This window comes from Pseudonocardia asaccharolytica DSM 44247 = NBRC 16224 (genome assembly GCF_000423625.1).
Taxonomy (GTDB): Bacteria; Actinomycetota; Actinomycetes; order Mycobacteriales; family Pseudonocardiaceae; genus Pseudonocardia; species Pseudonocardia asaccharolytica.
Genome location: NZ_AUII01000001.1, coordinates 236,443 through 256,969, shown reverse-complemented (window position 1 = coordinate 256,969; position 20,527 = coordinate 236,443). Strand labels below are relative to the sequence as shown.

The 20,527-nt window shown below is 72.4% G+C and carries 17 protein-coding genes and 1 pseudogene; 10 read left to right on the top strand and 8 right to left on the bottom strand.

Translation table 11 applies throughout. The annotated features are described in order from the left end of the window. Positions 1–18: 18 nt before the first annotated feature. From G567_RS0101235 to G567_RS0101225, 3 genes are all read right to left on the bottom strand, one after another. On the bottom strand, positions 19–1,125 hold the full coding sequence (locus tag G567_RS0101235; protein WP_028928530.1) for a branched-chain amino acid aminotransferase: 1,107 nt from the start codon (positions 1,123–1,125) through the stop codon (positions 19–21). A 67-nt stretch (positions 1,126–1,192) separates the two neighbouring features. Then, positions 1,193–2,299: a glycine cleavage system aminomethyltransferase GcvT gene (gene gcvT / locus G567_RS0101230; protein WP_245585490.1), complete on the bottom strand. Its 1,107-nt coding sequence runs from the start codon at positions 2,297–2,299 to the stop codon at positions 1,193–1,195. A 37-nt stretch (positions 2,300–2,336) separates the two neighbouring features. Further along, positions 2,337–3,623, bottom strand: a complete 1,287-nt coding sequence (locus G567_RS0101225) for an APC family permease (RefSeq protein ID WP_037055257.1) — start codon at positions 3,621–3,623, stop codon at positions 2,337–2,339. Positions 3,624–3,773: 150 nt separating this feature from the next. Between G567_RS0101225 and G567_RS0101220 the strand changes: the two genes are divergently transcribed. Next, positions 3,774–5,288 carry a leucyl aminopeptidase gene (locus tag G567_RS0101220; protein WP_037055254.1) on the top strand — a complete coding sequence of 505 codons (1,515 nt, stop codon included), beginning with the start codon at positions 3,774–3,776 and terminating at the stop codon, positions 5,286–5,288. Between the two features lie 40 nt (positions 5,289–5,328). Here the strand turns inward: G567_RS0101220 and G567_RS0101215 are convergent, their stop codons facing one another. Both G567_RS0101215 and G567_RS0101210 read right to left on the bottom strand, forming a co-directional pair. Continuing rightward, a complete protein-coding gene (locus G567_RS0101215) occupies positions 5,329–5,724 on the bottom strand; it encodes a nuclear transport factor 2 family protein (protein ID WP_028928526.1) in 396 nt (131 codons plus the stop codon). A 101-nt stretch (positions 5,725–5,825) separates the two neighbouring features. Continuing rightward, positions 5,826–6,173: a hypothetical protein gene (locus G567_RS0101210; RefSeq protein WP_028928525.1), complete on the bottom strand. Its 348-nt coding sequence runs from the start codon at positions 6,171–6,173 to the stop codon at positions 5,826–5,828. Positions 6,174–6,372: 199 nt separating this feature from the next. On the opposite strand from G567_RS0101210, the gene lpdA reads away from it, so the two are divergent. The 4 genes from lpdA (at position 6,373) to lipB (ending at position 11,393) form a co-directional block, all read left to right on the top strand. Next, a complete protein-coding gene (gene lpdA, locus G567_RS0101205; protein WP_084795736.1) occupies positions 6,373–7,734 on the top strand; it encodes a dihydrolipoyl dehydrogenase in 1,362 nt (453 codons plus the stop codon). Between the two features lie 53 nt (positions 7,735–7,787). Continuing rightward, a complete protein-coding gene (sucB, locus tag G567_RS0101200) occupies positions 7,788–9,521 on the top strand; it encodes a 2-oxoglutarate dehydrogenase, E2 component, dihydrolipoamide succinyltransferase (protein WP_028928523.1) in 1,734 nt (577 codons plus the stop codon). A gap of 65 nt (positions 9,522–9,586) precedes the next feature. Then, positions 9,587–10,477, top strand: a complete 891-nt coding sequence (locus G567_RS0101195; RefSeq protein WP_028928522.1) for a TIGR01777 family oxidoreductase — start codon at positions 9,587–9,589, stop codon at positions 10,475–10,477. Positions 10,478–10,625: 148 nt separating this feature from the next. After that, positions 10,626–11,393 carry a lipoyl(octanoyl) transferase LipB gene (lipB, locus tag G567_RS0101190; RefSeq protein WP_051232021.1) on the top strand — a complete coding sequence of 256 codons (768 nt, stop codon included), beginning with the start codon at positions 10,626–10,628 and terminating at the stop codon, positions 11,391–11,393. A gap of 59 nt (positions 11,394–11,452) precedes the next feature. Here the strand turns inward: lipB and G567_RS26120 are convergent. Continuing rightward, positions 11,453–12,274, bottom strand: a pseudogene (locus G567_RS26120) (LLM class flavin-dependent oxidoreductase). 70 nt (positions 12,275–12,344) lie between these two features. Here G567_RS26120 and lipA point away from each other — a divergent pair. Together lipA and G567_RS0101175 are read left to right on the top strand one after the other, a co-directional pair. Then, entirely contained in the window at positions 12,345–13,349 is a 1,005-nt protein-coding gene (lipA, locus tag G567_RS0101180) for a lipoyl synthase (RefSeq protein ID WP_028928520.1), read from the top strand. A 17-nt stretch (positions 13,350–13,366) separates the two neighbouring features. Continuing rightward, a complete protein-coding gene (locus tag G567_RS0101175) occupies positions 13,367–14,107 on the top strand; it encodes a DUF4191 domain-containing protein (RefSeq protein WP_028928519.1) in 741 nt (246 codons plus the stop codon). A 36-nt stretch (positions 14,108–14,143) separates the two neighbouring features. On the opposite strand, the gene G567_RS0101170 is transcribed toward G567_RS0101175, so the two are convergent. Then, positions 14,144–14,617, bottom strand: a complete 474-nt coding sequence (locus tag G567_RS0101170; protein ID WP_028928518.1) for an RDD family protein — start codon at positions 14,615–14,617, stop codon at positions 14,144–14,146. A gap of 140 nt (positions 14,618–14,757) precedes the next feature. Here G567_RS0101170 and glnA point away from each other — a divergent pair, with 140 nt between their 5' ends. The 3 genes from glnA (at position 14,758) to G567_RS26115 (ending at position 19,155) form a co-directional block, all read left to right on the top strand. Then, positions 14,758–16,182, top strand: a complete 1,425-nt coding sequence (gene glnA / locus G567_RS0101165; protein ID WP_028928517.1) for a type I glutamate--ammonia ligase — start codon at positions 14,758–14,760, stop codon at positions 16,180–16,182. Positions 16,183–16,325: 143 nt separating this feature from the next. Then, positions 16,326–17,498, top strand: a complete 1,173-nt coding sequence (locus G567_RS0101160; protein ID WP_028928516.1) for a 4-hydroxybenzoate 3-monooxygenase — start codon at positions 16,326–16,328, stop codon at positions 17,496–17,498. A gap of 34 nt (positions 17,499–17,532) precedes the next feature. Beyond that, positions 17,533–19,155 (top strand): MFS transporter, encoded by a 1,623-nt coding sequence (locus G567_RS26115; protein WP_051232020.1) that lies wholly within the window; start codon positions 17,533–17,535, stop codon positions 19,153–19,155. On the opposite strand, the gene G567_RS26110 is transcribed toward G567_RS26115, so the two are convergent. Then, the gene (locus tag G567_RS26110; RefSeq protein WP_037055253.1) at positions 19,156–20,508 is read right to left on the bottom strand and encodes a DUF2254 domain-containing protein; all 1,353 of its coding nucleotides are present in this window, start codon (positions 20,506–20,508) and stop codon (positions 19,156–19,158) included. Positions 20,509–20,527 lie beyond the last annotated feature (19 nt).

The following is a 20,527-nucleotide window of genomic DNA, read 5'->3' as shown; positions in this document are numbered from 1 at the left end:
CCGTACGGGGGCCGGTCGTCAGGGGGCGACGAGCGTGCGCATCCAGGAGTGGGTGTCCGGGGCGGCCCCACGCTGGATGTCGGTGAGCAGCGTGCGCAGCCGCTGGGTGATCGGTCCGGGTTCGCCGTCGCCCACCACGACCTCGCCGTTCGCGTGACGGACCCGCCCGATCGGGGTGATGACGGCGGCCGTGCCGCAGCCGAAGACCTCGGTGATCCGCCCGTCGGCCCCCCGCTCGACCAGCTCCTCCCAGGAGATCCGCCGCTCGGTGACCTGGCAGCCGATCTCCTTGGCCAGCACGAGCAGCGAGTCGCGGGTCACTCCGGCGAGGATGCTGCCGGTCAGCACCGGGGTCACGATCTCGATGTGATCGCCGGAGCCGAACACGAAGAACACGTTGTTCGAGCCCATCTCGTCGATCCAGCGCCGCTCCTCGGCGTCGAGGTAGAGCACCTGGGCGCAGCCGTGCTCGGTGCCCTGGGCCTGGGGGAGCAACGAGGCCGCGTAGTTGCCGCCGCATTTCGCGGTGCCGGTCCCGCCGAGCGCCGCCCGCGTGTAGTCGGTGGACAGCCACACGTCGACGGGCTTGATCCCACCGGTGAAATAGGGCCCGGCGGGCGAGGCGATCAGCACGTACAGGCATTCCGCGGCCGGGCGCACGCCCAGCCCCACCTCGGTGGCGAGCATGAACGGGCGCAGGTAGAGCGACTCCTCCCCGCCCGCGGGCGGGGCCCAGTCCCGATCGACGTCGAGCAGCTCGCGCAGCGAGGCCAGGAACAGCTCGTCGGGCAGCTGCGGCATCGCCAGCCTGCTCGCCGAGGCCCGGAACCGCGCCGCGTTGGCCTCGGGCCGGAACGAGGCGATCGAGCCGTCGGGCTGCCGGTAGGCCTTCAGACCTTCGAAGATCTCCTGCCCGTAGTGCAGCACCATCGTGGCCGGGTCGAAGGACATCGGCCCGTAGGGCACCACCGCAGCGTCTCGCCATCCGGTATCCCGCGACCAGCGGATCGTCACCATGTGGTCGGTGAAGTGCCGACCGAATCCGGGGTCGGCCAGGATCTCCGCGCGCCGGGACTCCGGCACCGGCGCAGGGTTTCGTTTCCGGGCGAATTGCGGCGCGCTCATGTGCTGACGGTAACCCGTCGGGCAAGACCAACTGTCGGACGTCCGATCTCCGGGCCCGCGGACGGGGTCACCGCACGTGCGACGGCACGAACGGCGGCTTGACCACGACACACTCCAGGACCCGTCCTCGCACGTCGACGGTGACCGTGTCCTCCGGCGACACCCCGGCGGAGCTGTCCAGGAGGGCGAGCGCGATACCGGTCCGCAGCGTCGGGGAGAACGTGCCGGACGTGGTGACGCCGACCCGCTCGCCCGCCCGCAGCACGTCCATGCCCGGGCGGGGCACGCCGCGCCCGACGGCCCGCAAGCCGCGCAGCCGCCGCGCCGGACCCGCCTGCCTCTCGGCCAGCAGCGCCGCCCGGCCCCAGAACTCGGGCTTGACCCAGCCGACCGCCCAGCCGCTGCCCGCCTGCACGGGGGTGATCTGCGGCGAGAGGTCCTGGCCGTGCAGCGGGTAGCCCATCTCCGTGCGCAGGGTGTCCCGGGCGGCAAGCCCCGCCGGTCGTCCACCCAGCGCGGCCGCCCCGGCCAGCAGCACATCCCAGAGGCCGGGCGCCGCCGCGACGGGAACCAGCAGCTCGTAGCCGTGCTCGCCGGTGTAGCCGGTGCGGCAGACCCGGGTCTGACCGGCGTCGGCGAAGGCCATGTAGTCCAGCTCCGTCAGCCCGGCGAACTCGGCGAACGTGCCGAGCAGCTCGCCCGAGCGCGGACCCTGGACGGCGATGACGGCGAGCTCATGGTGCCGATCGGTGATCGCGATCCCGTCCGGCGCCGCCGCCCGCAGCAGCTCGGCGACGGTGGCCGCGTTGGCCGCGTTGGGTATCGCGAGGACCTCATCCGGCCCGACCAGGTAGACGATCAGGTCGTCGACGACCCCGCCGGAGTCCGCGCACGCCAGCGTGTACTGGGCGTGGCCGGGGGTGATCCGGGCGAGATCGGCGCTGAGGCAGCGGTTGATGAACTCGGCCGCGCCCGGCCCGGTGATCGCCAGCTTGCCGAGGTGGCTCACGTCGAACACGCCGACGCTCTCCCGCACCGCGGTGTGTTCGGCCACCGTGCCGTCGGGGTAGGACAACGGCATCGACCAGCCGCCGAACGCCCCCATGGTTGCGCCCAGCGCGACGTGCCGGTCGTGCAGCGGGCTGGTCCGCAGGTCATCCCCGATAGCGCTCACGGCCGGCACCGTACCCGGCGGCGGGCGGGCGCCTGGTTCAGCCGGTCTGCCGCGTGCGGGTCGCCGCCCACCAGCCCAGCACCGTGACGGCCAGCCAGCCCACGGCCAGGGCGATCGCGGTGATCAGCACCGACCGCAGTGGCAGCAGCACGGCCAGCCCGACGCACCCCGCCAGCCCGAGCACCGACATCCAGGCGGGCCACCGACGCTGCCGCGCGGGAAGCCGCAGCGCCGACGTGTTGATCACCGCGTAGTACACGAGCACCGAGCACGCCGACAGCGCGATCGCGGCGATCGGCCCGGCCAGCACCGCGACCACGATCGCCAGCGCTCCCCCGGCGAGGTCGGCCCGCCACGGCGTCCCCCTCGGCCCGATCGCGGACAGGACCGCGGGCAGCTCGCGCCTGCGCGCCATCGCCAGCGCGGTCCGGCTGACCCCGACCAGCACCGACAGCAGCGCCGATCCCGCCGCGACCGCCGCACCGATCCGGACCAGCACCCCCAGCGCGGGTGCCTGCCCGGTATCGACGAGGGCGACCAGCGGCGAGCGTTCGGCGGCGAGCCGGTCGACCCCCAGCCCGACCAGCAACGCACCGGCCACCACGAGGTACACCACCAGCGTGATGCCCAGCGCGATCGCGATTGCCCTGCGCAGCGAGCGGTCGGGATCGCGGATCTCCTCGCCGAGAGTCGCGACGCGCGCATACCCGGCGAACGCGAAGAAGATCAGCCCGGCCGCGGTGAGGACGCCGAGCGGGCCGCTGAAGGTCACCGGCGCCGGCGGGTTCTCGCTGACCGTCGCCGATGCCGACCATGGCGCCGTCTCCCCCGGTCCGAAGAACCCGACCACGGCGACGACGAGCAGCACCGCGAGCGTGCCCCCGACCAGCAGCCACGCCGAGCGCGCCGTCGCCCGCACCCCGGCGATGTTCAGCCCGGTCGCGGCGATGATCACGACCACCGCCGTGACACGCGGATGCGCCGGCAGCACGTAGCTGCCGACGACGCCCGCCGCCGCGGCCGCCGACGCGATCTTGCCGAGGAGAAACGCGACCCCGGCCAGCCGGCCCGCCCCCGGGCCTAGCCGCTCCCGGCCGTAGACGTACCCCCCGCCGCTCTCCGGATGCGCGACGGCGAGGTCGGCGGTCGAGGCCGCGTTGCACGCGGCCACGACACCCGCCAGCACGACCGAGAGCAACAGCCACTGCCCCGCCACCGCGGCCGCAGGCGCGAAGACGACGAAGACACCGGTCCCCAGCATCGCCGCCAGACCGAGCACGACCGCGTCCGCGGTGCTCAGGCGCCGCGATAAGGAGTGGGGCATGCACCCAGCGTCGCATCCGGGCCGGTGCCTGAAGACCCGCGGCGGTGTCATTACCATCTCGAAGCGGTCTCACCATCCGACGCCGCTCGATCTCGCAGGTACCGCACCTCGAATCGCGCAACGTCCCGCATCGTCTGCCCGAGGAGTCACGTGTCCACCGAGCTTCGCATCCGGAACGAATCGGCCGCGACGGCCGAGGCCGACGCGATCGTCGTCGGGCTGCTGCCCGCACCGGAGGGCAGTGAGAACCCGGTGCTGGCCGCGGGTGCCGAGGAGGTCGACGCGGCATTCGACGGCGGTCTCGCCACCGAGCTCGCGCTGCTGGGCGCGACCGGTAAGGCCGAGGAGGTCGTCAAGCTGGCCTCGCGCGGGGTGGTCGCCGCGACGGTCGTGGTCGCCGTCGGCCTCGGCAAGCCCAACGACGACGGCGCCATCGAGCCCGAGCAGGTGCGCCGCGCATCCGGCGCGGCGGCCCGGGCGCTGGCGGGCACCGGGTACGCGGCGAGCACGTTGAGCCGCATCGACCTGCCCGCCGCGGCCGAGGGCACCCTGCTCGGCGCGTACGACTTCGCCGCGTACAAGGGGAACGGGAACGGTAAGAAGCCGGTCGCGCGGGTGGATCTGCTCAGCGGCGGCGCCGGCACCGACGACGCAGCCGCCCATGAGGAGCAGCTGCGCCGCGCGAGCGCCGTCGCCGGCGCCGTCTGTACCGCCCGCGACCTGGTCAACACCCCGCCGAACGATCTCTATCCGGCCTCCTTCGCCGACCGCGCCCGCGCCCTCGGCGAGGCCGTGGGCCTGCAGGTCGAGGTGCTCGACGACGCCGCGCTCGCCGAGGCCGGCTACGGCGGCCTGCTCGGGGTGGGCAAGGGCTCCTCGCGCAAGCCGCGGCTGGTCCGGCTCTCCTGGAGCGGCGGCGACTCGCCACGGGCGAAGGTCGCGCTGGTCGGCAAGGGCGTCACGTTCGACACCGGCGGGATCTCGATCAAACCCGCCGCGAACATGGACCAGATGACCTCGGACATGTCCGGTGCCGCCGCCGTCGTCGCGACGACGGTGCTCGCCGCGCAGCTCGGGCTGCCGGTCGCGGTCACCGCGACCGTGCCGATGGCCGAGAACATGCCCAGCGACACCGCCTACCGCCCCGGCGATGTGCTGCGGATGTACGGCGGCAAGACCGTCGAGGTGCTCAACACCGATGCCGAGGGCAGGCTGATCCTCGCCGACGCGATCGTGCGCGCCGTGCAGGACTCTCCCGACTACCTCGTCGAGACCTCGACGCTGACCGGCGCGCAGCTGGTCGCGCTCGGCACCCGCACCGCGGGGATCATGGGCTCCGACGGGTTCCGCGACCGCGTCGCCGGACATGCCCAGGCCACCGGCGAGGGTGGCTGGCCGATGCCGCTGCCCGACCACCTGCGCCCCGAGCTGGACTCCCGGATCGCCGACATCGCCAACGTCACCGGCAACCGCTTCGGTGGGATGCTCGTGGCCGGGGTCTTCCTGAGCGAGTTCGTGGGCGAGGGGCTGGAATGGGCCCATATCGACATCGCCGGGCCCGCGTTCAACACCGGCAGCCCGTGGGGCTACACCGGCAAGGGCGGCACCGGTGTCCCGGTGCGGACGCTCTTCGCGGTGCTCAGCGATATCGCCGAGAACGGCTGAGTCGTCGGTCGCGGGCCGGGCGCGCGCCCGGCCCGGCGGGCTACGACCAGAACGCGTCGGCCGCGGCCTGGTCCTCGACGGTCTCGTCGAGATCCACCGCCTGCCCGTCGCGGATGGTGAAGGTGATGTGCTCGATCACGTCGAGCTTCCGGTCGCCGCGGCTGGCGGTGGCGCGGTGCGTCGTCACCACCTGGTTCTCACCCTTCGCGACCGCCTCTCGCAGCTCGACCCGGAGCGTGCCGCCGCTCAGTTCGGCGAGCCTGCCGTAGAGCGCGAACACGGCGTCACGGCCGGTGTGGCCACCGGCCAGCGGGTTGTTCCCCGGGACGTGGTGCACCACATCCGGCGCCATCACCTCGGCCAGCCCCACCATGTCCCCACTGGAGAAGGCGGCGTAGCCCCGGCGGACCAACGCTTCGTTCGGGTGCTCGGCCATCTCGCCCTCCGTTCGGCGGTCGAAGGAAGCCGAGTGTCGGGGCGGTGGGCGCGCAGGTCAACCGGCTGGGCGGGCGGATTCGGCGGGCCGCCGCCGCCCGGTCAGGCCCCGAGGTCGCGGCGGCGTTGCCGGTCGCGCAGCACCCGCTGCCGGGCGTCATGGTCGCGCATCCGCTGGGGGTATCCGACGAGCTGGACGTCGTAGACCGGAATGCGCAGCGACCGCGCGAGCTTGCGCGCGCCGTCCGGCCCGGACACCCGCCGCCGGGTCCACTCGCCGTCGGCGGCGACGAGCAACATCGTTGTGTCGGTCACGGTCGTCCGCGGCTCCACGAACGCCTCGACGCCCTCGCGGGCCGCCGCCCAGGAGCGCAGGTGCTCCTCGTCCGCGCCGCGCGCCCGGCGCAACATTCCTGGTCTGCTCCTGCCGAACCTGCGCAACAGCCCCATCGCAGCCACCTTCGCGTCGATACCGCGGCCCGCGGCACATCCTGTCATCGTGACCAACGTCGGGGAGCGCCGGATTTCTCCCGATCGGCCCAGCCCCGCACGGGCGCCGCCGGGGTGACAAGATGGGCGCCGCCGCCGCGCGAGACCCGCGCGGACGAGCCGCGAGGAGGAGCCTGAGGTGCCCGAGCACAACGTCGACATGGTCGTTCTCGGTGGCGGATCCGGTGGCTATGCCTGCGCTCTGCGGGCCGCGGAACTGGGCCTGTCCGTGGTGCTGGTGGAGAAGGACAAACTGGGCGGAACCTGCCTGCACCGCGGCTGCATCCCGACCAAGGCGCTCCTGCACGCGGCGGAGGTCGCCGACGCCGCGCGGGAGGGCGAGAAGATCGGGATCCGCAGCTCGGTGGCCGGTATCGACATGGCCGGGGTGAACGCCTACAAGGACGGCATCGTCGGCAGGCTCTACAAGGGACTGCAGGGCCTGGTGGCCGCCCGCAAGATCCAGCTCGTCGCCGGCGCCGGGACGTTCGTCGCGCCCACCGCCATCGAGGTCGGCGACGACCGCTACGTCGGGCGGCACGCCGTACTGGCGACCGGTTCCTACGCCCGCAGCCTGCCGGACCTGGAGATCGGCGGCCGGGTCATCACCTCGGACCAGGCGCTGACCCTCGACGAGGTGCCGCAGCGCGTCGTCGTGCTCGGCGGCGGCGTGATCGGCGTCGAGTTCGCCAGCGTGTGGCGCTCCTTCGGCGCCGAGGTCACCATCGTCGAGGCGCTGCCCCATCTGGTGCCTGCCGAGGACGAGTTCGCTTCCAAGCAGCTCGAGCGCGCGTTCCGCCGTCGCAAGATCGCGTTCAAGACCGGGGTGAAGTTCACCGGCGCCAAGCAGACCGACTCGCAGGTCACCGTCAGCCTGGAGTCCGGCGAGGAGATCGAGGCCGATCTGCTGCTCGTCGCCGTCGGGCGTGGCCCGAACACCACCGGGCACGGCTACGAGCAGGCCGGGGTGGCCATGGAACGCGGGTTCATCCGGGTCGACGAACGGCTCCGCACGAACCTGCCAGGGGTGTACGCCGTGGGCGACATCGTGGCCGGTCTGCAGCTCGCCCACCGCGGCTTCGGCCAGGGGATCTTCGTCGCCGAGGAGATCGCCGGGCTCAACCCGCCGGTCATCGACGAGGCCGGGATCCCGCGGGTCACCTACTGCGAGCCCGAGGTCGCCTCCGTCGGGCTGACCGAACAGCAGGCTCGCGAGCGTCACGGCGAGATCCAGACCCTCACCTACGATCTCGGCGGCAACGGCAAGTCGCAGATCCTCCGGACCTCCGGCGCGATCAAGCTCGTCAAGACCGGCGCGGCGGGCACCCCCGGCCCTGTGGTGGGCCTCCACATGGTCGGAGCCCGCGTCGGCGAGCTGATCGGCGAGGCTCAGCTCATCTACAACTGGGACGCGCAGGCCGAGGACGTCGCCTCCCTCGTCCACGCCCATCCGACCCAGAACGAAGCCCTCGGCGAGGCGCACCTCGCCTTGGCCGGCAAGCCCCTGCACACCCACGGCTGACGGCTGCCGACCGCCGACAACGCGAACCGCACGAAGAGGAGCTCCGACCCGCCATGGCCTTCTCCGTTCAGATGCCAGCCCTCGGCGAGAGCGTGACCGAGGGGACGGTGACCCGTTGGCTCAAGCAGGAAGGCGACCGGGTCGAGGTCGACGAGCCACTGCTGGAGATCTCGACCGACAAGGTCGACACCGAGATCCCCTCGCCGGCCGCGGGCATCCTGCAACGCATCATCGCCGCGGAGGACGAGATCGTCGAGGTGGGCGGTGAGCTCGCGGTGATCGGCGAGGCTTCGCAGGACACGGCCGAGGCCGGCGGGGACGCCGCCGCGCAGGCCCGGCCCGAGGCCGAGGCCGCGCCGGAACCCGAGCCCGTCGGGGCGGCCGCGCAGGTCCCCGAGCCGCAGCAGGCCCCGGTCGCCGACGCACCCTCGGCCGCGTCCGGAACCCCGGTCGTCATGCCCGAACTGGGCGAGAGCGTCACCGAGGGCACCGTCACCCGCTGGCTCAAGCAGGTCGGGGACACCATCGCGGTCGACGAGCCGCTGCTGGAGATCTCGACCGACAAGGTCGACACCGAGATCCCCTCGCCCGTCGCCGGCACCGTGCTGGAGATCGTCGCGGCCGAGGACGAGACGGTCGAGGTGGGCGGGCAGCTCGCCATCGTCGGCGATGCGGGCGCGGTGCCCAGCGCACCCGCCCCGGCCGAGCCCACTCCGCCGGCCCCGGCCGAGCCCGCCGCACCGGCCCAGCCTCCCGCCGAGGCCCGCCCCGAACCGGAGGAGGCCGGCGCCACCGGACGCCCGGCCGAGGTCGACGGCCGCGCCGGCGCCCCGTACGTCACCCCGCTGGTGCGCAGGCTGGCCGCCGAGCACGGCGTGGACCTGGGGTCCCTGCGGGGCAGCGGGGTCGGCGGCCGGATCCGCAAACAGGACGTGCTCGCCGCCGCCGAGGCCACGCAGCAGCCTGCTGCACAGCCCGCGGCGCCCGCGCAGCCGTCCGCGCCCGCCCCGGCCGGCGTGCCCGCGAAGCCGACCACTGTTCCGGTCCCGGCCGCCGACGGCCCGCAGCCGGGAACCACGATCAAGATGCCGCGGCTGCGCCAGGTCATCGCCCAGCGGATGCTCGAGTCCCTGCAGATCTCGGCCCAGCTGACGACCGTGCAGGAGGTGGACGTCACCAGGATCGTCAAGCTGCGCGCCAAGGCGAAGGACGAGTTCGCGGCCCGCGAGGGGGTCAAGCTCACCTACCTGCCGTTCTTCGCCAAGGCCACCGTCGAGGCGCTGCAGGCGTTCCCGCAGCTCAACGCATCGATCAACGAGGAGACCAAAGAGGTGACGTACCACGCCGCCGTGCATCTGGCGATCGCGGTCGACACCCCCCGCGGCCTGCTCGTCCCGGTGATCAAGAACGCCGAGGAGCTGAGCGTCGCCGGACTGGCGCGCAAGATCGCCGACGTCGCGGCGCGGACCCGCGACGCCAAGATCGGGCCGGACGATCTCTCCGGCGGCACGTTCACGATCACCAACATCGGCAGCGCCGGCGCGCTGTTCGACACGCCGATCATCAACCAGCCGCAGGTCGCGATCCTGGGCACCGGCGCGATCAGCAAGGAGCCGCGGGTCGTCCCCGGCCCCGACGGCGACGACGTCATCGCCGTGCGGTCGGTGTGCTTCCTGCCGCTGACCTACGACCACCGCCTGGTCGACGGCGCCGTCGCCGGCCGGTTCGTCAGCACCGTCAAGGCCCGCCTCGAGGAGGGGGCGTTCGACACCGAAGTCCTGCGCTGACCCGAGCCGGTCGCGTAGGCGGGTTCGGGTCGCGGGCCCGGACGGCGTCCGGGAGGATCATCGTCGTGCGTATGGTCGTCGCCGGCTCGTCCGGCCTCATCGGAACCGCCCTGGTCTCCGCCCTGCGGCAGACCGGGCACGAGGTGCTGCGCCTGGTCCGCCGCAGGCCGGCGGCGCCGGACGAACGCGGCTGGGACCCGCCCGCGGGCCGCATCGACGAGGGCACTTTCGACGGCGTCGACGCGGTGGTGAACCTGTGTGGGGCGGGCATCGGCGATCGCCCCTGGAGCGGTTCGCGCAAGCAGTTGATCCGCGACAGCCGCAACGTTCCCACCGACGTCCTGGCCGGCGCCGTCGCCGAACACGGCGTCCCAGTGTTCGCCAACGCATCCGGGATCAACTACTACGGCGACACCGGAGCCCGCGAGGTCGACGAGACCGCGCCGCCGGGCACCGGGTTCCTCGCCGGGGTCTGTCGTGACTGGGAGGCCGCCACCGCACCGGCCGTGGCCGCGGGCGCCCGGGTGGTGCTGCTGCGCTCGGCACCCGTGCTCTCCCCGTCCGGCGGGCTGCTGGGCAAGCTGCGCCCGCTGTTCCGCTGCATGCTGGGCGCGCGCCTCGGCGACGGCCGGCAGTTCATGCCGTGGATCTCCCTGGACGACGAGGTCGGTGCGATCCGCTTCGCGCTGGAGAACGCCGGGGTGCGCGGGCCGGTGAATCTGACGGCGCCCCATCCTGTGACCAACGCGGAGTTCACCCGGGCCCTCGCCGCCGCCGTCGGCAGGCCGGCCCCGTTCGTCGTGCCGGGATTCGTGCTGCGCGCGCTGCTCGGTGAGATGGCCCAGGAGACGGTGCTGACCGGGCCTCGGGCGGTGCCCGGCGTACTGCTCCGGACCAGCTTCTCGTTCTGGCACCACACGATCGAGGAGGCCCTCGCCGCCGCGATCCCCCACTAATCCGCGGGTCGCGGTATTTCCGAGCGCGAGTCGGGCATTTCCGCGACCGAGTCGGGGAACCTCCGCGGCGTCTGCGATTCCTACCCCCGCGGCGCCGCGGCGGCGGCAACCCCCGGCGGCCGCCGACGGCGGGCGTACGGTGAGCGGCATGGCGAACACCGCGTCGACCACCGTGCCCGCGGCCGGCCGCACCCGCTCCTGCCGGCGCGGCAGCGACGAGCCGCTGCGCGTCGAGGTCATCGACTCGATCGACTACCTCGCCGCCTGGGACGCCCAGCGTGCGCACGCACAGGCCCGCCGCGACGGCACCGGGCCGGACGTGCTGATGCTGCTCCAACATCCGTCGGTCTACACCGCGGGCAAGCGCACCCGCCCCGAGGACCGGCCGATCGACGGCTCGCCGGTGATCGACGTCGACCGCGGCGGCCGGATCACCTGGCACGGACCGGGACAGCTCGTCGGCTACCCGATCGTCGCGCTCGCCGAGCCGCTGGACGTCGTGGACTACGTGCGCCGGCTGGAGGAGGCGCTCATCGCCGTGTGCGCCGGGCTGGGGGTCACCGCCGCGGGCAGGATCGAGGGCCGCAGCGGGGTGTGGCTGCCCGCCGGCGCCACCCGGCCGGAGCGCAAGCTCGCCGCGATCGGGGTGCGGGTGCAGGGCGGGGTGACGATGCACGGGTTCGCGCTGAACTGCGACCCCGACCTGCGCGAGTTCGATCGCATCGTCCCCTGCGGGATCAGCGATGCCGGGGTCAGCTCGCTGACTGCGGAGCTCGGCCGCCGGATCACCGTCCCCGAGGTTCGCACGGTCGCCGCCGAGGCGGTGGCCGCTGCGCTGGACGGAACGCTGCCCGTCCGTGAGCACGCGGTGCCGGAACAGGGTGCTCCCGCCGGTCTCGACCTCCATTTGCGCTAGTCAACCGCGCCTGTGAGTGCGTAACAGTGTTAGAACACTGTTACGCACTCACAGGCGCGCTACCGCAGCTGAGGGAACATCTCGGATGCGATCAGCTCGATCTGGTCGATATCGTCCAGATCGAGCAGCTGCAGGTAGACGCGATCGGCGCCGGTGCGCTCACGCCAGGTCCCGAGCCACTCCACCACCTCGGCCGGCGTTCCGGCCAGCCCGTTCGCACGCAGGTCCGCGACGTCGCGGTCGATGGCCAGCGCGCGTCGGGCGACCTCCGCGTCGTCGCGGCCGACGCAGACCGTCTGCGCGATCGATCGGACCAGCTCGGCGGGGTCGCGGCCGATCTCCTTGCACGCCGCATCGACCCGGGCGAACTGATCGGCGACCGTGTCGATCGAGGAGAACGCCACGTTGAACTCGTCGGCGTGACGCGCGGCGAGCTGCGGGGTGCGCCGCCCTGCCGTGACCTCCGACGATCACCGGCGGGCGCGGCGCTGCACCGGCTTGGGCAGCGCCGGGGAGTCGGTCAGCGTGTAGTGCCCGCCGTCGAAGGAGAAGCGGTCGCCGGGCGGCGTCTCCCACAGCCCGGTGACGATCGCAAGCTGCTCGGCGAACCGGTCGAACCGCTCGCGCAGCGGTGGGAACGGGATGCCGTAGGGGCGGTGCTCGGCCTCGAACCAGCCGGCGCCGAGGCCCAGCTCGACGCGACCGTCCGACATCTGGTCGACCTGTGCGACCGCGATCGCGAGCGGACCCGGCAGTCGGAAGGTCACCGAGGTCACGAGGACGCCCAGTCGCACCGCCCGGGTGTCACGGGCCAGGCCGGCGAGGATCAGCCAGGCGTCGGTCGGCCCCGGCTCGCCGCCGCGCTCCGCGGCGCTGCCCACGGCCAGGTAGACGAGGCTAGCCACGCGACGCCCCGTTGTGGCGGCGCCGTCACGGCGTAGCCTGACCGATGTGACGATCGCACCCGAAGGCCGCAAGCTGCTGCGCCTCGAGGTCCGCAACGCCGAGACCCCGATCGAGCGCAAGCCGCCGTGGATCCGCACCCGGGCGCGCACCGGCCCGCAGTACACCGAGCTGAAGGCGCTGGTGCGTTCCGGTGGGCTGCACACCGTCTGCGAGGAGGCCGGCTGCCCCAACATCTACGAATGCTGGGAAGACCGGGAGGCCACCTTCCTCATCGGCGGCGAGCAGTGCACCCGCCGCTGCGACTTCTGCCAGATCGACACCGGTCGCCCGGCCGCGCTGGACCGCGACGAGCCCCGCCGGGTCGCCGAGTCGGTGGCCGCAATGGGGTTGCGCTACTCCACGGTCACCGGGGTGACCCGCGATGATCTGGACGACGGCGGGGCGTGGCTGTATGCCGAGACCGTCCGGCAGATCCACGCGCGCAACCCCGGCACCGGGGTGGAGCTGCTGATCCCGGATTTCAACAGCGACGACGCGCAGCTGGGCGAGGTGTTCGGCGCGGTGCCGGAGGTGCTGGCGCACAACCTGGAGACCGTGCCGCGGATCTTCAAACGGATCCGTCCCGGATTTCGTTACCGCCGCTCGCTGGAGGTGCTGACCAAGGCGCGGGCGGCCGGGCTGGTCACCAAGTCCAACCTGATCCTGGGCATGGGTGAGACCCCCGACGAGGTCGTCGCGGCGCTGCGGGAGCTGCACGAGGCCGGCTGCGAGATCGTCACGATCACCCAGTACCTGCGGCCCTCGAAGCGGCACCATCCGGTGGAGCGGTGGGTGCGGCCCGAGGAGTTCGTCGAGCACGCCGAGGTGGCCGAACAGATCGGGTTCGCCGGGGTGATGGCCGGCCCGCTGGTGCGCTCGTCGTATCGGGCCGGGCGGCTGTATGCCCAGACCATCGCGCACCGCGGCGAGCGGCTGTCCCCGCAGCTGGCGCATCTGGCCGCCGAGCCCGCCGCCGCGCAGGAGGCACGCTCCCTGCTCGCCCGCGGTTAGCCCGTATCCTGGGGTGTATGGCCGGCAAGCCCGACAAGGCAGCGCAGAAGGCGACGCAGCAGCAAGCCAAGCGCGAGAAGCGCGAGGCCTCGAAGCAGCGCCGCAGGCAGATCTTCGAGGCGTTCAAGATGCAGCGCCGAGAGGACAAGGCGCTCATCCCGATCATGGTGGGCGTCCTGCTGCTGTCGGTCGCCGTCGTTTTCGGGCTCGGGCTGATCTGGGGGCTGCACTGGGTCGTCCTGCCGCTCGGTATCGCGATCGGCGTGCTGGCGGCCATCAGCATCTTCGGCCGGCGGGTACAGCGCTCGGTCTACCGCAAGGCCGAGGGACAACCCGGGGCCGCGGGCTGGGCGCTGGACAACATGCGCGGCTCGTGGCGCGTCACCCCCGGGGTCGCCGGCACCACCCACCTCGATGCCGTGCACCGGGTGGTCGGCCGTCCCGGGGTCATTCTGGTGGCCGAGGGCGCGCCGCACCGGGTCAAGAGCCTGCTCGCCCAGGAGAAGAAGCGCACCTCGCGGGTCGTCGGCAACGTGCCGATCTACGACGTGATCGTCGGCAACGAGGAGGGGCAGGTGCCGCTGAGCAAGCTGCAGCGGCACGTCATGAGGCTGCCGCGCAACATCGACGCCAAACAGATGGACGCGATCGAGACCCGGCTGGCCGCGCTCGGCTCGCGCGCCGCCGCGCTGCCTAAGGGCCCGATGCCCACCGGGGCCAAGATGCGCAGCGTGCAGCGGACGGTCCGCCGCCGCTGAGCACCGGCACTTGAGCGGCGCACATGCCGCAGCCGCTCAGCGGGTGCGGATCACGACCGTCCGGGTCGCGCGGTCGTGCCAGCCACGGCCGTCGTCGTCGCGGACGAGGGCCGGGACGACCAGGCCCAGCAGCGCCGTGCGGAGCAACGCCCGGGGCACCCCGACGAGGACGGCGTTGTCGATCCGGGCGACCCGCAGGCCGAGGGCGGTCATCCCGGGCGTGACGCCGAAGATCGCGGTCGAGACCGCGGTGAGCAGGAACCACACCAGCCAGACCGTCCAGCTCAGGTTCGACTGCGTGCCGAAGGGATCCGGGCCTGCGAACAGGGTGGCGATGAGGTATCCGAGCAGCCAGTCGATCGTGATCGCGCCGAGCCTGCGGCCGAAGCCGGCCGCCGCACCCGGACCGGACCGCGGGAGGCCGAACCGCTCCCCCCGGTGACCGCCGGTCGGTCCGCCGCCGGGGCCGGCTGCGGAACCCGGCAGCCAGGAGTCGATCCAGCGCGTCATGGCGCACAGCCTAGGCCGTCGGTGTGAGGTGAGCCGCTGGTCGGGTCCGTTAACGTCCGTGAAACGCGCGGGTGACCGTCGGGCAACAACGCGGCCATAGCTTCGCTGCAACGCCAGAGCCGATCAAAGGAGCCGCGAGCGTGTTCAGCAACTCCGAAGAGGTACTCAAGTACATCTCGGACGAGAAGGTCGAGTACGTCGACATCAGGTTCTGCGACCTGCCCGGCGTCATGCAGCACCTCACCGTCCCCGCATCGACCTTCGACCAGGGCCTCCTGGACAACGGCATCGCGTTCGACGGATCGTCCGTCCGCGGCTTCCAGGCGATCAACGAGTCCGACATGGCGCTGTTCCCGGACCCGGCGACCGCGCGGCTGGACCCGTTCCGCAAGCACCGCACGCTCAACCTGAACTTCTTCGTGCACGACCCGATCACGGGCGAGCCCTACAGCCGCGACCCGCGCAACGTCGCCCGCAAGGCCGAGGAGTACCTCACCGCGTCCGGCGTCGCGGACACCGCGTACTTCGGGGCCGAGGCGGAGTTCTACATCTTCGACTCGGTGCGCTTCGGGTCCGACCCGCATCAGCAGTACCACCACATCGACTCCGTCGAGGGCTGGTGGAACACCGGTCGCGAGGAGGCCGGCGGCAACCTGGGCTACAAGGTCAACTACAAGGGCGGCTACTTCCCGGTGCCCCCGGTCGACCACTACGCCGACCTGCGCGACGACATGGTCACGAACCTGATCAACTGCGGGTTCGCGATCGAGCGCGGGCACCACGAGGTGGGCACCGCGGGCCAGGCCGAGATCAACTACCGGTTCAACACGCTGCTGCACTCGGCCGACGACGTCATGCTGTTCAAGTACATCATCAAGAACACCGCCTGGCACGCCGGCAAGACCGTCACCTTCATGCCGAAGCCGCTCTTCGGGGACAACGGCTCGGGCATGCACGCCCACCAGTCGCTGTGGAAGGACGGGGCGCCGCTGTTCCACGACGAGACCGGCTACGGCGGGCTCTCGGACATCGCGCGCTACTACATCGGCGGCCTGCTCCACCACGCGCCGAGCCTGCTCGCCTTCACCAACCCGACGGTGAACTCCTTCCACCGCTTGGTGCCGGGCTTCGAGGCCCCGGTGAACCTGGTCTACTCCGCCCGGAATCGTTCGGCCTGCATCCGCATCCCGCTCTCCGGCGACAACCCGAAGGCCAAGCGCCTCGAGTTCCGCTGCCCCGACTCGTCGGGCAACCCGTATCTCGCCTTCGCCGCGATGATGATGGCCGGGCTCGACGGCATCAAGAACAAGATCGAGCCGCCCGCCCCGATCGACAAGGACCTCTACGAGCTGCCGCCCGAGGAGGCCAGGGACATCCCGCAGGTGCCCTCCAGCCTGGATGCCGTCATCGACCGGCTCGAGGCGAACCACGACTATCTGCTCGAGGGCGGCGTGTTCACCGCCGACCTGATCGAGACCTGGATCTCGCTCAAGCGCGAGACGGAGATCGATCCGCTCCGGCTGCGCCCGCACCCGTACGAGTTCGCCCTGTACTACGACGTGTAGCCCCGCCCGCGGCCCCGGCCGGCGGGCCGGGGCCGCGCACCGCCTTCCGTTCCCGCTCGCCGGAAGCGCGGGCCGGTGTCGCGGAGCCGACCTTAAGCTCGGTCCACCTGCACCGCCGCACGCGCTCACGGGACGGACGGACCATGCGTACCCAGGTCGGGATCGTCGGGGCCGGGCCGGCCGGTCTCATGCTGTCGCATCTGCTGCATCTGCGCGGCATCGACTCGGTCGTGATCGACCAGCGGAGCCGCGAGAACATCGAGGAGACGATCAAGGCCGGGGTGCTGGAGCAGGGCACGGTGGACCTCATGACCGAGACCGGCGTGGGCGACCGGCTCAAGCGCGAGGGCTTCGTCCACCAGGGCATCGAGCTGCGGTTCAACAGCCTCGGTCACCGGATCAACCTGTACGACCTCACCGGCGGCCGGGCGGTCACCGTATACGCCCAGCACGAGGTGCTCAAGGACCTCATCGCCAAGCGGCTCGCGGACGGCGGCCGGCTCGTCTTCGGCGTCTCGGACGTCACCGTCGAGCACGTCACCAGCTCGCCGAAGATCCGGTTCACCGTGGGAGGGACCGGGCAGGAGATCGACTGCGACTTCGTCGGCGGCTGCGACGGCTCCCAGACCTACTGCCGGTTTCTCATCCCGGCGGGCGAGATCCGCACCGACTACTTCCGGCAGTATCCGTTCGCCTGGTTCGGCATCCTGGCCCACGCCCCGCCCTCGTCCGACGAGCTGATCTACACCCACCACGAGCGCGGCTTCGCGCTGGTCAGCACCCGCTCCCCCGATGTGCAGCGGCTGTATTTCCAGTGCGACCCCGAGGAGAACCCGGACGACTGGTCCGACGACCGGATCTGGGACGAACTCTCCACCCGGGTGAACGGCGGTGGCACCGAGATCAAGACCGGGCCCATCTTCCAGAAGAGCATCCTGCAGTTCCGCAGCTTCGTCTGCGAACCGCTGCAGTACGGTCGGCTCTACCTGGCCGGGGACGCCGCGCACACGGTCCCGCCGACCGGGGCGAAGGGCCTCAACCTCGCGGTCGCGGACGTGCACGTGCTCGCCAGGGCGATCGGCTCCTTCTACGACTCCAAGGCCACCGATCAGCTGGAGGCCTACACGGCGACCGCGCTGCGGCGGGTCTGGCGGGCCCAGCACTTCTCCTGGTGGATGACCTCGATGCTGCACCGGTTCTCCGGGGCGAACGACTTCGACCTGCGACGGCAGGTCGCCGAGCTGGATACCGTGACCAGCTCCGTCGCGGGCTCGGCGCTGCTGGCCGAGAACTACGTCGGCCTCCCGCTGTCCTGAACGGGCCCTGCTGCGCGGCGGGCCGGGGGGTCGGATGAGCACCGGGTTCGCGGAGTCCGCGTGGGCACCGTTGCGGGTCCGTGCCTTCCGGCTGCTGTGGCTCATGCAGCTGGGCAGCATGATCGGCACCTGGATGCAGAACGTCGGCGCCCAGTGGCTGCTGGTCGACGAGCCCGGCGCCGCGACCCTGGTCGCGCTGGTCCAGGCGGCGGCGATGCTGCCGGTCCTGATTCTGGCGATGCCGGCCGGCGCGCTGGCCGACATGGTGGACCGCCGCCGGTTGCTGGTCGGCGTTCAGGCCTTCCAGGTGACGGTCGGTGCGGCGCTCGTCGGGCTCACGCTCGCCGGCCGGCTCTCCCCGGCGGCCCTGCTCACCATCACCTTCCTGCTCGGCTGCGGGACGACGCTGACGATCCCCGGGTATCAGGCATTCGTCCAGGACCTGGTGCCACGGGGCCAGCTCCGGTCGGTCGCCGGGCTCAACGGTGTGGCGATGAACCTGGCGCGGGCGATCGGACCGCCGATCGCCGGCGTGCTCGTCGCGCAGGCCGGGGTTGTGGTCGTCTTCGCCCTGAACGCGCTGAGCTACGCCGCATTCGGCGCCGTGCTGTTCGGCCTGCGCCGCCCGCAGGCCGCACCCAACCGGCTGCCCGAGCGCTTCGGCGGTGCGCTGCGGGCCGGGGCGCGGTACGTCCGGCACTCCCCGACGGTCCGTCGCATCGTGCTGCGCTGCCTGCTGTTCGTGGTGCCCGGGGCAGCGCTGTGGGCGCTGCTTCCGCTGGTCGCGAGCAGGTTGCTCGGTCTCGGCGCCGGCGGGTACGGCCTGCTGCTCGGCGCCCTCGGTGTCGGCGCGGTCAGCGGTGCGGCCGTGCTGCCCCGGATCGGGGCGTGGTTGTCCCCCAACCGGCTGGTGCTCGTGGCCGGCCTCGTCTTCGCCGCGGCCACCGCGGTCAGTGTGCTGGTGCGCAACGTGGCCGTCGTGGTGGTCGTCCTGGTGTTCGCCGGTCTCGCCTGGCTCGCCGTCCTCGCCAGCCTCAATGGGATCCTGCAGATGTTCCTGCCGGTCTGGGTCCGGGCCCGCGGCCTGTCGATCTACCAGATGGCATTCGCCGGCGGGCAGGCGATCGGCTCGATCGTCTGGGGCGTCGTCGCCCAACTGTGGGGCCTGCCCCCGGCGCTACTGGCCGCCGGGGTGCTGCTGGCCGCCGGAGCGGTCTCCGTCCTCGTCCTGCCGCTGAACGACACCAGCGGTCTCAACCGGGATCCGGCGGTGTACTGGCCGCAGCCGCACCTGGAGTTCGACCCCGCGCTCGAGGACGGCCCGGTGCTCGTCACCCGCACCTTCACCGTGACGGCGGACCACGTCGACAGGTTCCTCGCGGCGTGGACGGGCGTCCGCCGGTCCCGGCTGCGCACCGGCGCCACCAGCTGCGCGCTCTACCGGGACGGAGCGGACACCAGCCGGTTCGTCGAGGTCTCGCTGTATCCGACCTGGGCCGAGCACCTGCGCCAGCACGAGGGCCGGCTCACCGGCGCCGACCGGGCGGTCGAGGAGGCGGCGAAGGAGTTCACCGTCGGCCGGCCGCGCGTCGAGCACCTGTTCCCGGCCGACGCGGCCGTGGTCCAGCTCGCCGGGCCGCAGCCCGACGGACCCTGATCACCCCGGCGCCGGGCCCGGCGATGTCGTCGCAGCACCGCGGGTGGCGGAAGCCGCCATGCGGGCACCCAGCAGGGCCTGCAACGACCGGGCCTCGGCGTGCACCTCGGCGAGGTCACCGGTCCGGTGACCGGCCCGGTCGCAGTCGGCGACGATCAGCTCGGCCTCGTGCCGGATCGCCGTGAACCGGTCCGGCTCGTCGGCGGACCGGGCGGCGCACGCGGTCAGCATGCGCAGCATCGCGTGCGCGACGGTCGGCTCCCGCATCCCACACCGCCGGATCAGGCCGCAGCCGAGGGCAAGGTAGGAACCGAACCGCCGGCCGGGCACGACGACCGTCCCGCCGGCGGCGTGCGCGACGTGATCGCCGACCGGGGCCGTGGCCAGTGCGCTGAAGACGACGGCGAGATGGTCGATCGCCTGGATCGCGGTGTACGGGTCGTTGATCGCCGAGGACAGCGCCTTGCAGGCGATATCGACGAGCTGGCGGCAGCCGAATCCGGCGTCCTGCTCGAAGGTCCGCTCGAAGCCGATCCGCACCGTCTCGTCCAGGATCGGCTCGAACTCGACGCCGTCGGACGTCCTGGCCCCCGCCCCGTCCGTCCAGACCCACGCCAGGGTGGTCCCGGCCACCACATGGTCGCCCACCCGCGGCCGCAGCCGCACGGTGACCCGGCGCCGCCCGGCCTGCGCCAGCAGCCCCGCGACGTCGACCACCTGCACGTACCCGGAGCGTCGGGCGGCGACCGGGGTGGCCCTGTTCGGCACCGTCGGCACCGTCGGCACCGCTCCCCCACCCGGCAGTAGCCCGCCTCGGATCACCGCGAGGGTGTGCCCCTCGATCGTCCGCATGATCGTGTCGATCTGGATCGAGTGCGCGAGATGGTTGGCGAAGAAGACGAGCAGGGTGAGGCTGGCGAACATCAGCGCGATCGCCCCGGTCACCGCGAGCCGGGGGTAATCGCCGGTGCGCTCTCCGGCGGAGACCCCGACGGTGAACAGCCCGGCCGCGCTGTAGACGAAGGTCCCGACGAAGACGGCGAGCACCAGCTGGTTGGGCCGGTCACGGAGGAAGTTGCGCAGCAGCCGCGGCGAAAACTGGGTGGACGCCATCTGCAACGCGACCACGGTCAGGCCGAGCAGCACCGCGATGACGGTCACCATCGTCGAGACGATGCCGGTCAGCAGCGCGCGGGCGTCGTCTGCCGTTCCCTGGAAGGCCAGCGGGAAACGGGGCCCGACGTCGACGAGCGACAGCAGCGAGCCGGCCAGCACGGCGACGAGCGCCCCGAGGACCGGCAGCACCGACAACGATCCGCGGAGGTACTCCCGGAGCGCGCCGCGTGGCCTCATCTCCTGCCGCCCCGTCCCG

What these genes read in the sequence shown, in the direction of transcription:
- G567_RS0101235 (WP_028928530.1), bottom strand. Translation starts at nt 1,125, where the DNA reads ATGAGCGCGCCGCAATTCGCCCGGAAACGAAACCCTGCGCCGGTGCCG.
- G567_RS0101225 (WP_037055257.1), bottom strand. Translation starts at nt 3,623, where the DNA reads ATGCCCCACTCCTTATCGCGGCGCCTGAGCACCGCGGACGCGGTCGTG.
- G567_RS0101215 (WP_028928526.1), bottom strand. Translation starts at nt 5,724, where the DNA reads ATGGCCGAGCACCCGAACGAAGCGTTGGTCCGCCGGGGCTACGCCGCC.
- G567_RS0101210 (WP_028928525.1), bottom strand. Translation starts at nt 6,173, where the DNA reads ATGGGGCTGTTGCGCAGGTTCGGCAGGAGCAGACCAGGAATGTTGCGC.
- lpdA (WP_084795736.1), top strand. Translation starts at nt 6,373, where the DNA reads ATGGTCGTTCTCGGTGGCGGATCCGGTGGCTATGCCTGCGCTCTGCGG.
- sucB (WP_028928523.1), top strand. Translation starts at nt 7,788, where the DNA reads ATGGCCTTCTCCGTTCAGATGCCAGCCCTCGGCGAGAGCGTGACCGAG.
- lipB (WP_051232021.1), top strand. Translation starts at nt 10,626, where the DNA reads ATGGCGAACACCGCGTCGACCACCGTGCCCGCGGCCGGCCGCACCCGC.
- G567_RS0101175 (WP_028928519.1), top strand. Translation starts at nt 13,367, where the DNA reads ATGGCCGGCAAGCCCGACAAGGCAGCGCAGAAGGCGACGCAGCAGCAA.
- G567_RS0101170 (WP_028928518.1), bottom strand. Translation starts at nt 14,617, where the DNA reads ATGACGCGCTGGATCGACTCCTGGCTGCCGGGTTCCGCAGCCGGCCCC.
- G567_RS0101160 (WP_028928516.1), top strand. Translation starts at nt 16,326, where the DNA reads ATGCGTACCCAGGTCGGGATCGTCGGGGCCGGGCCGGCCGGTCTCATG.
- G567_RS26115 (WP_051232020.1), top strand. Translation starts at nt 17,533, where the DNA reads ATGAGCACCGGGTTCGCGGAGTCCGCGTGGGCACCGTTGCGGGTCCGT.
- G567_RS26110 (WP_037055253.1), bottom strand. Translation starts at nt 20,508, where the DNA reads ATGAGGCCACGCGGCGCGCTCCGGGAGTACCTCCGCGGATCGTTGTCG.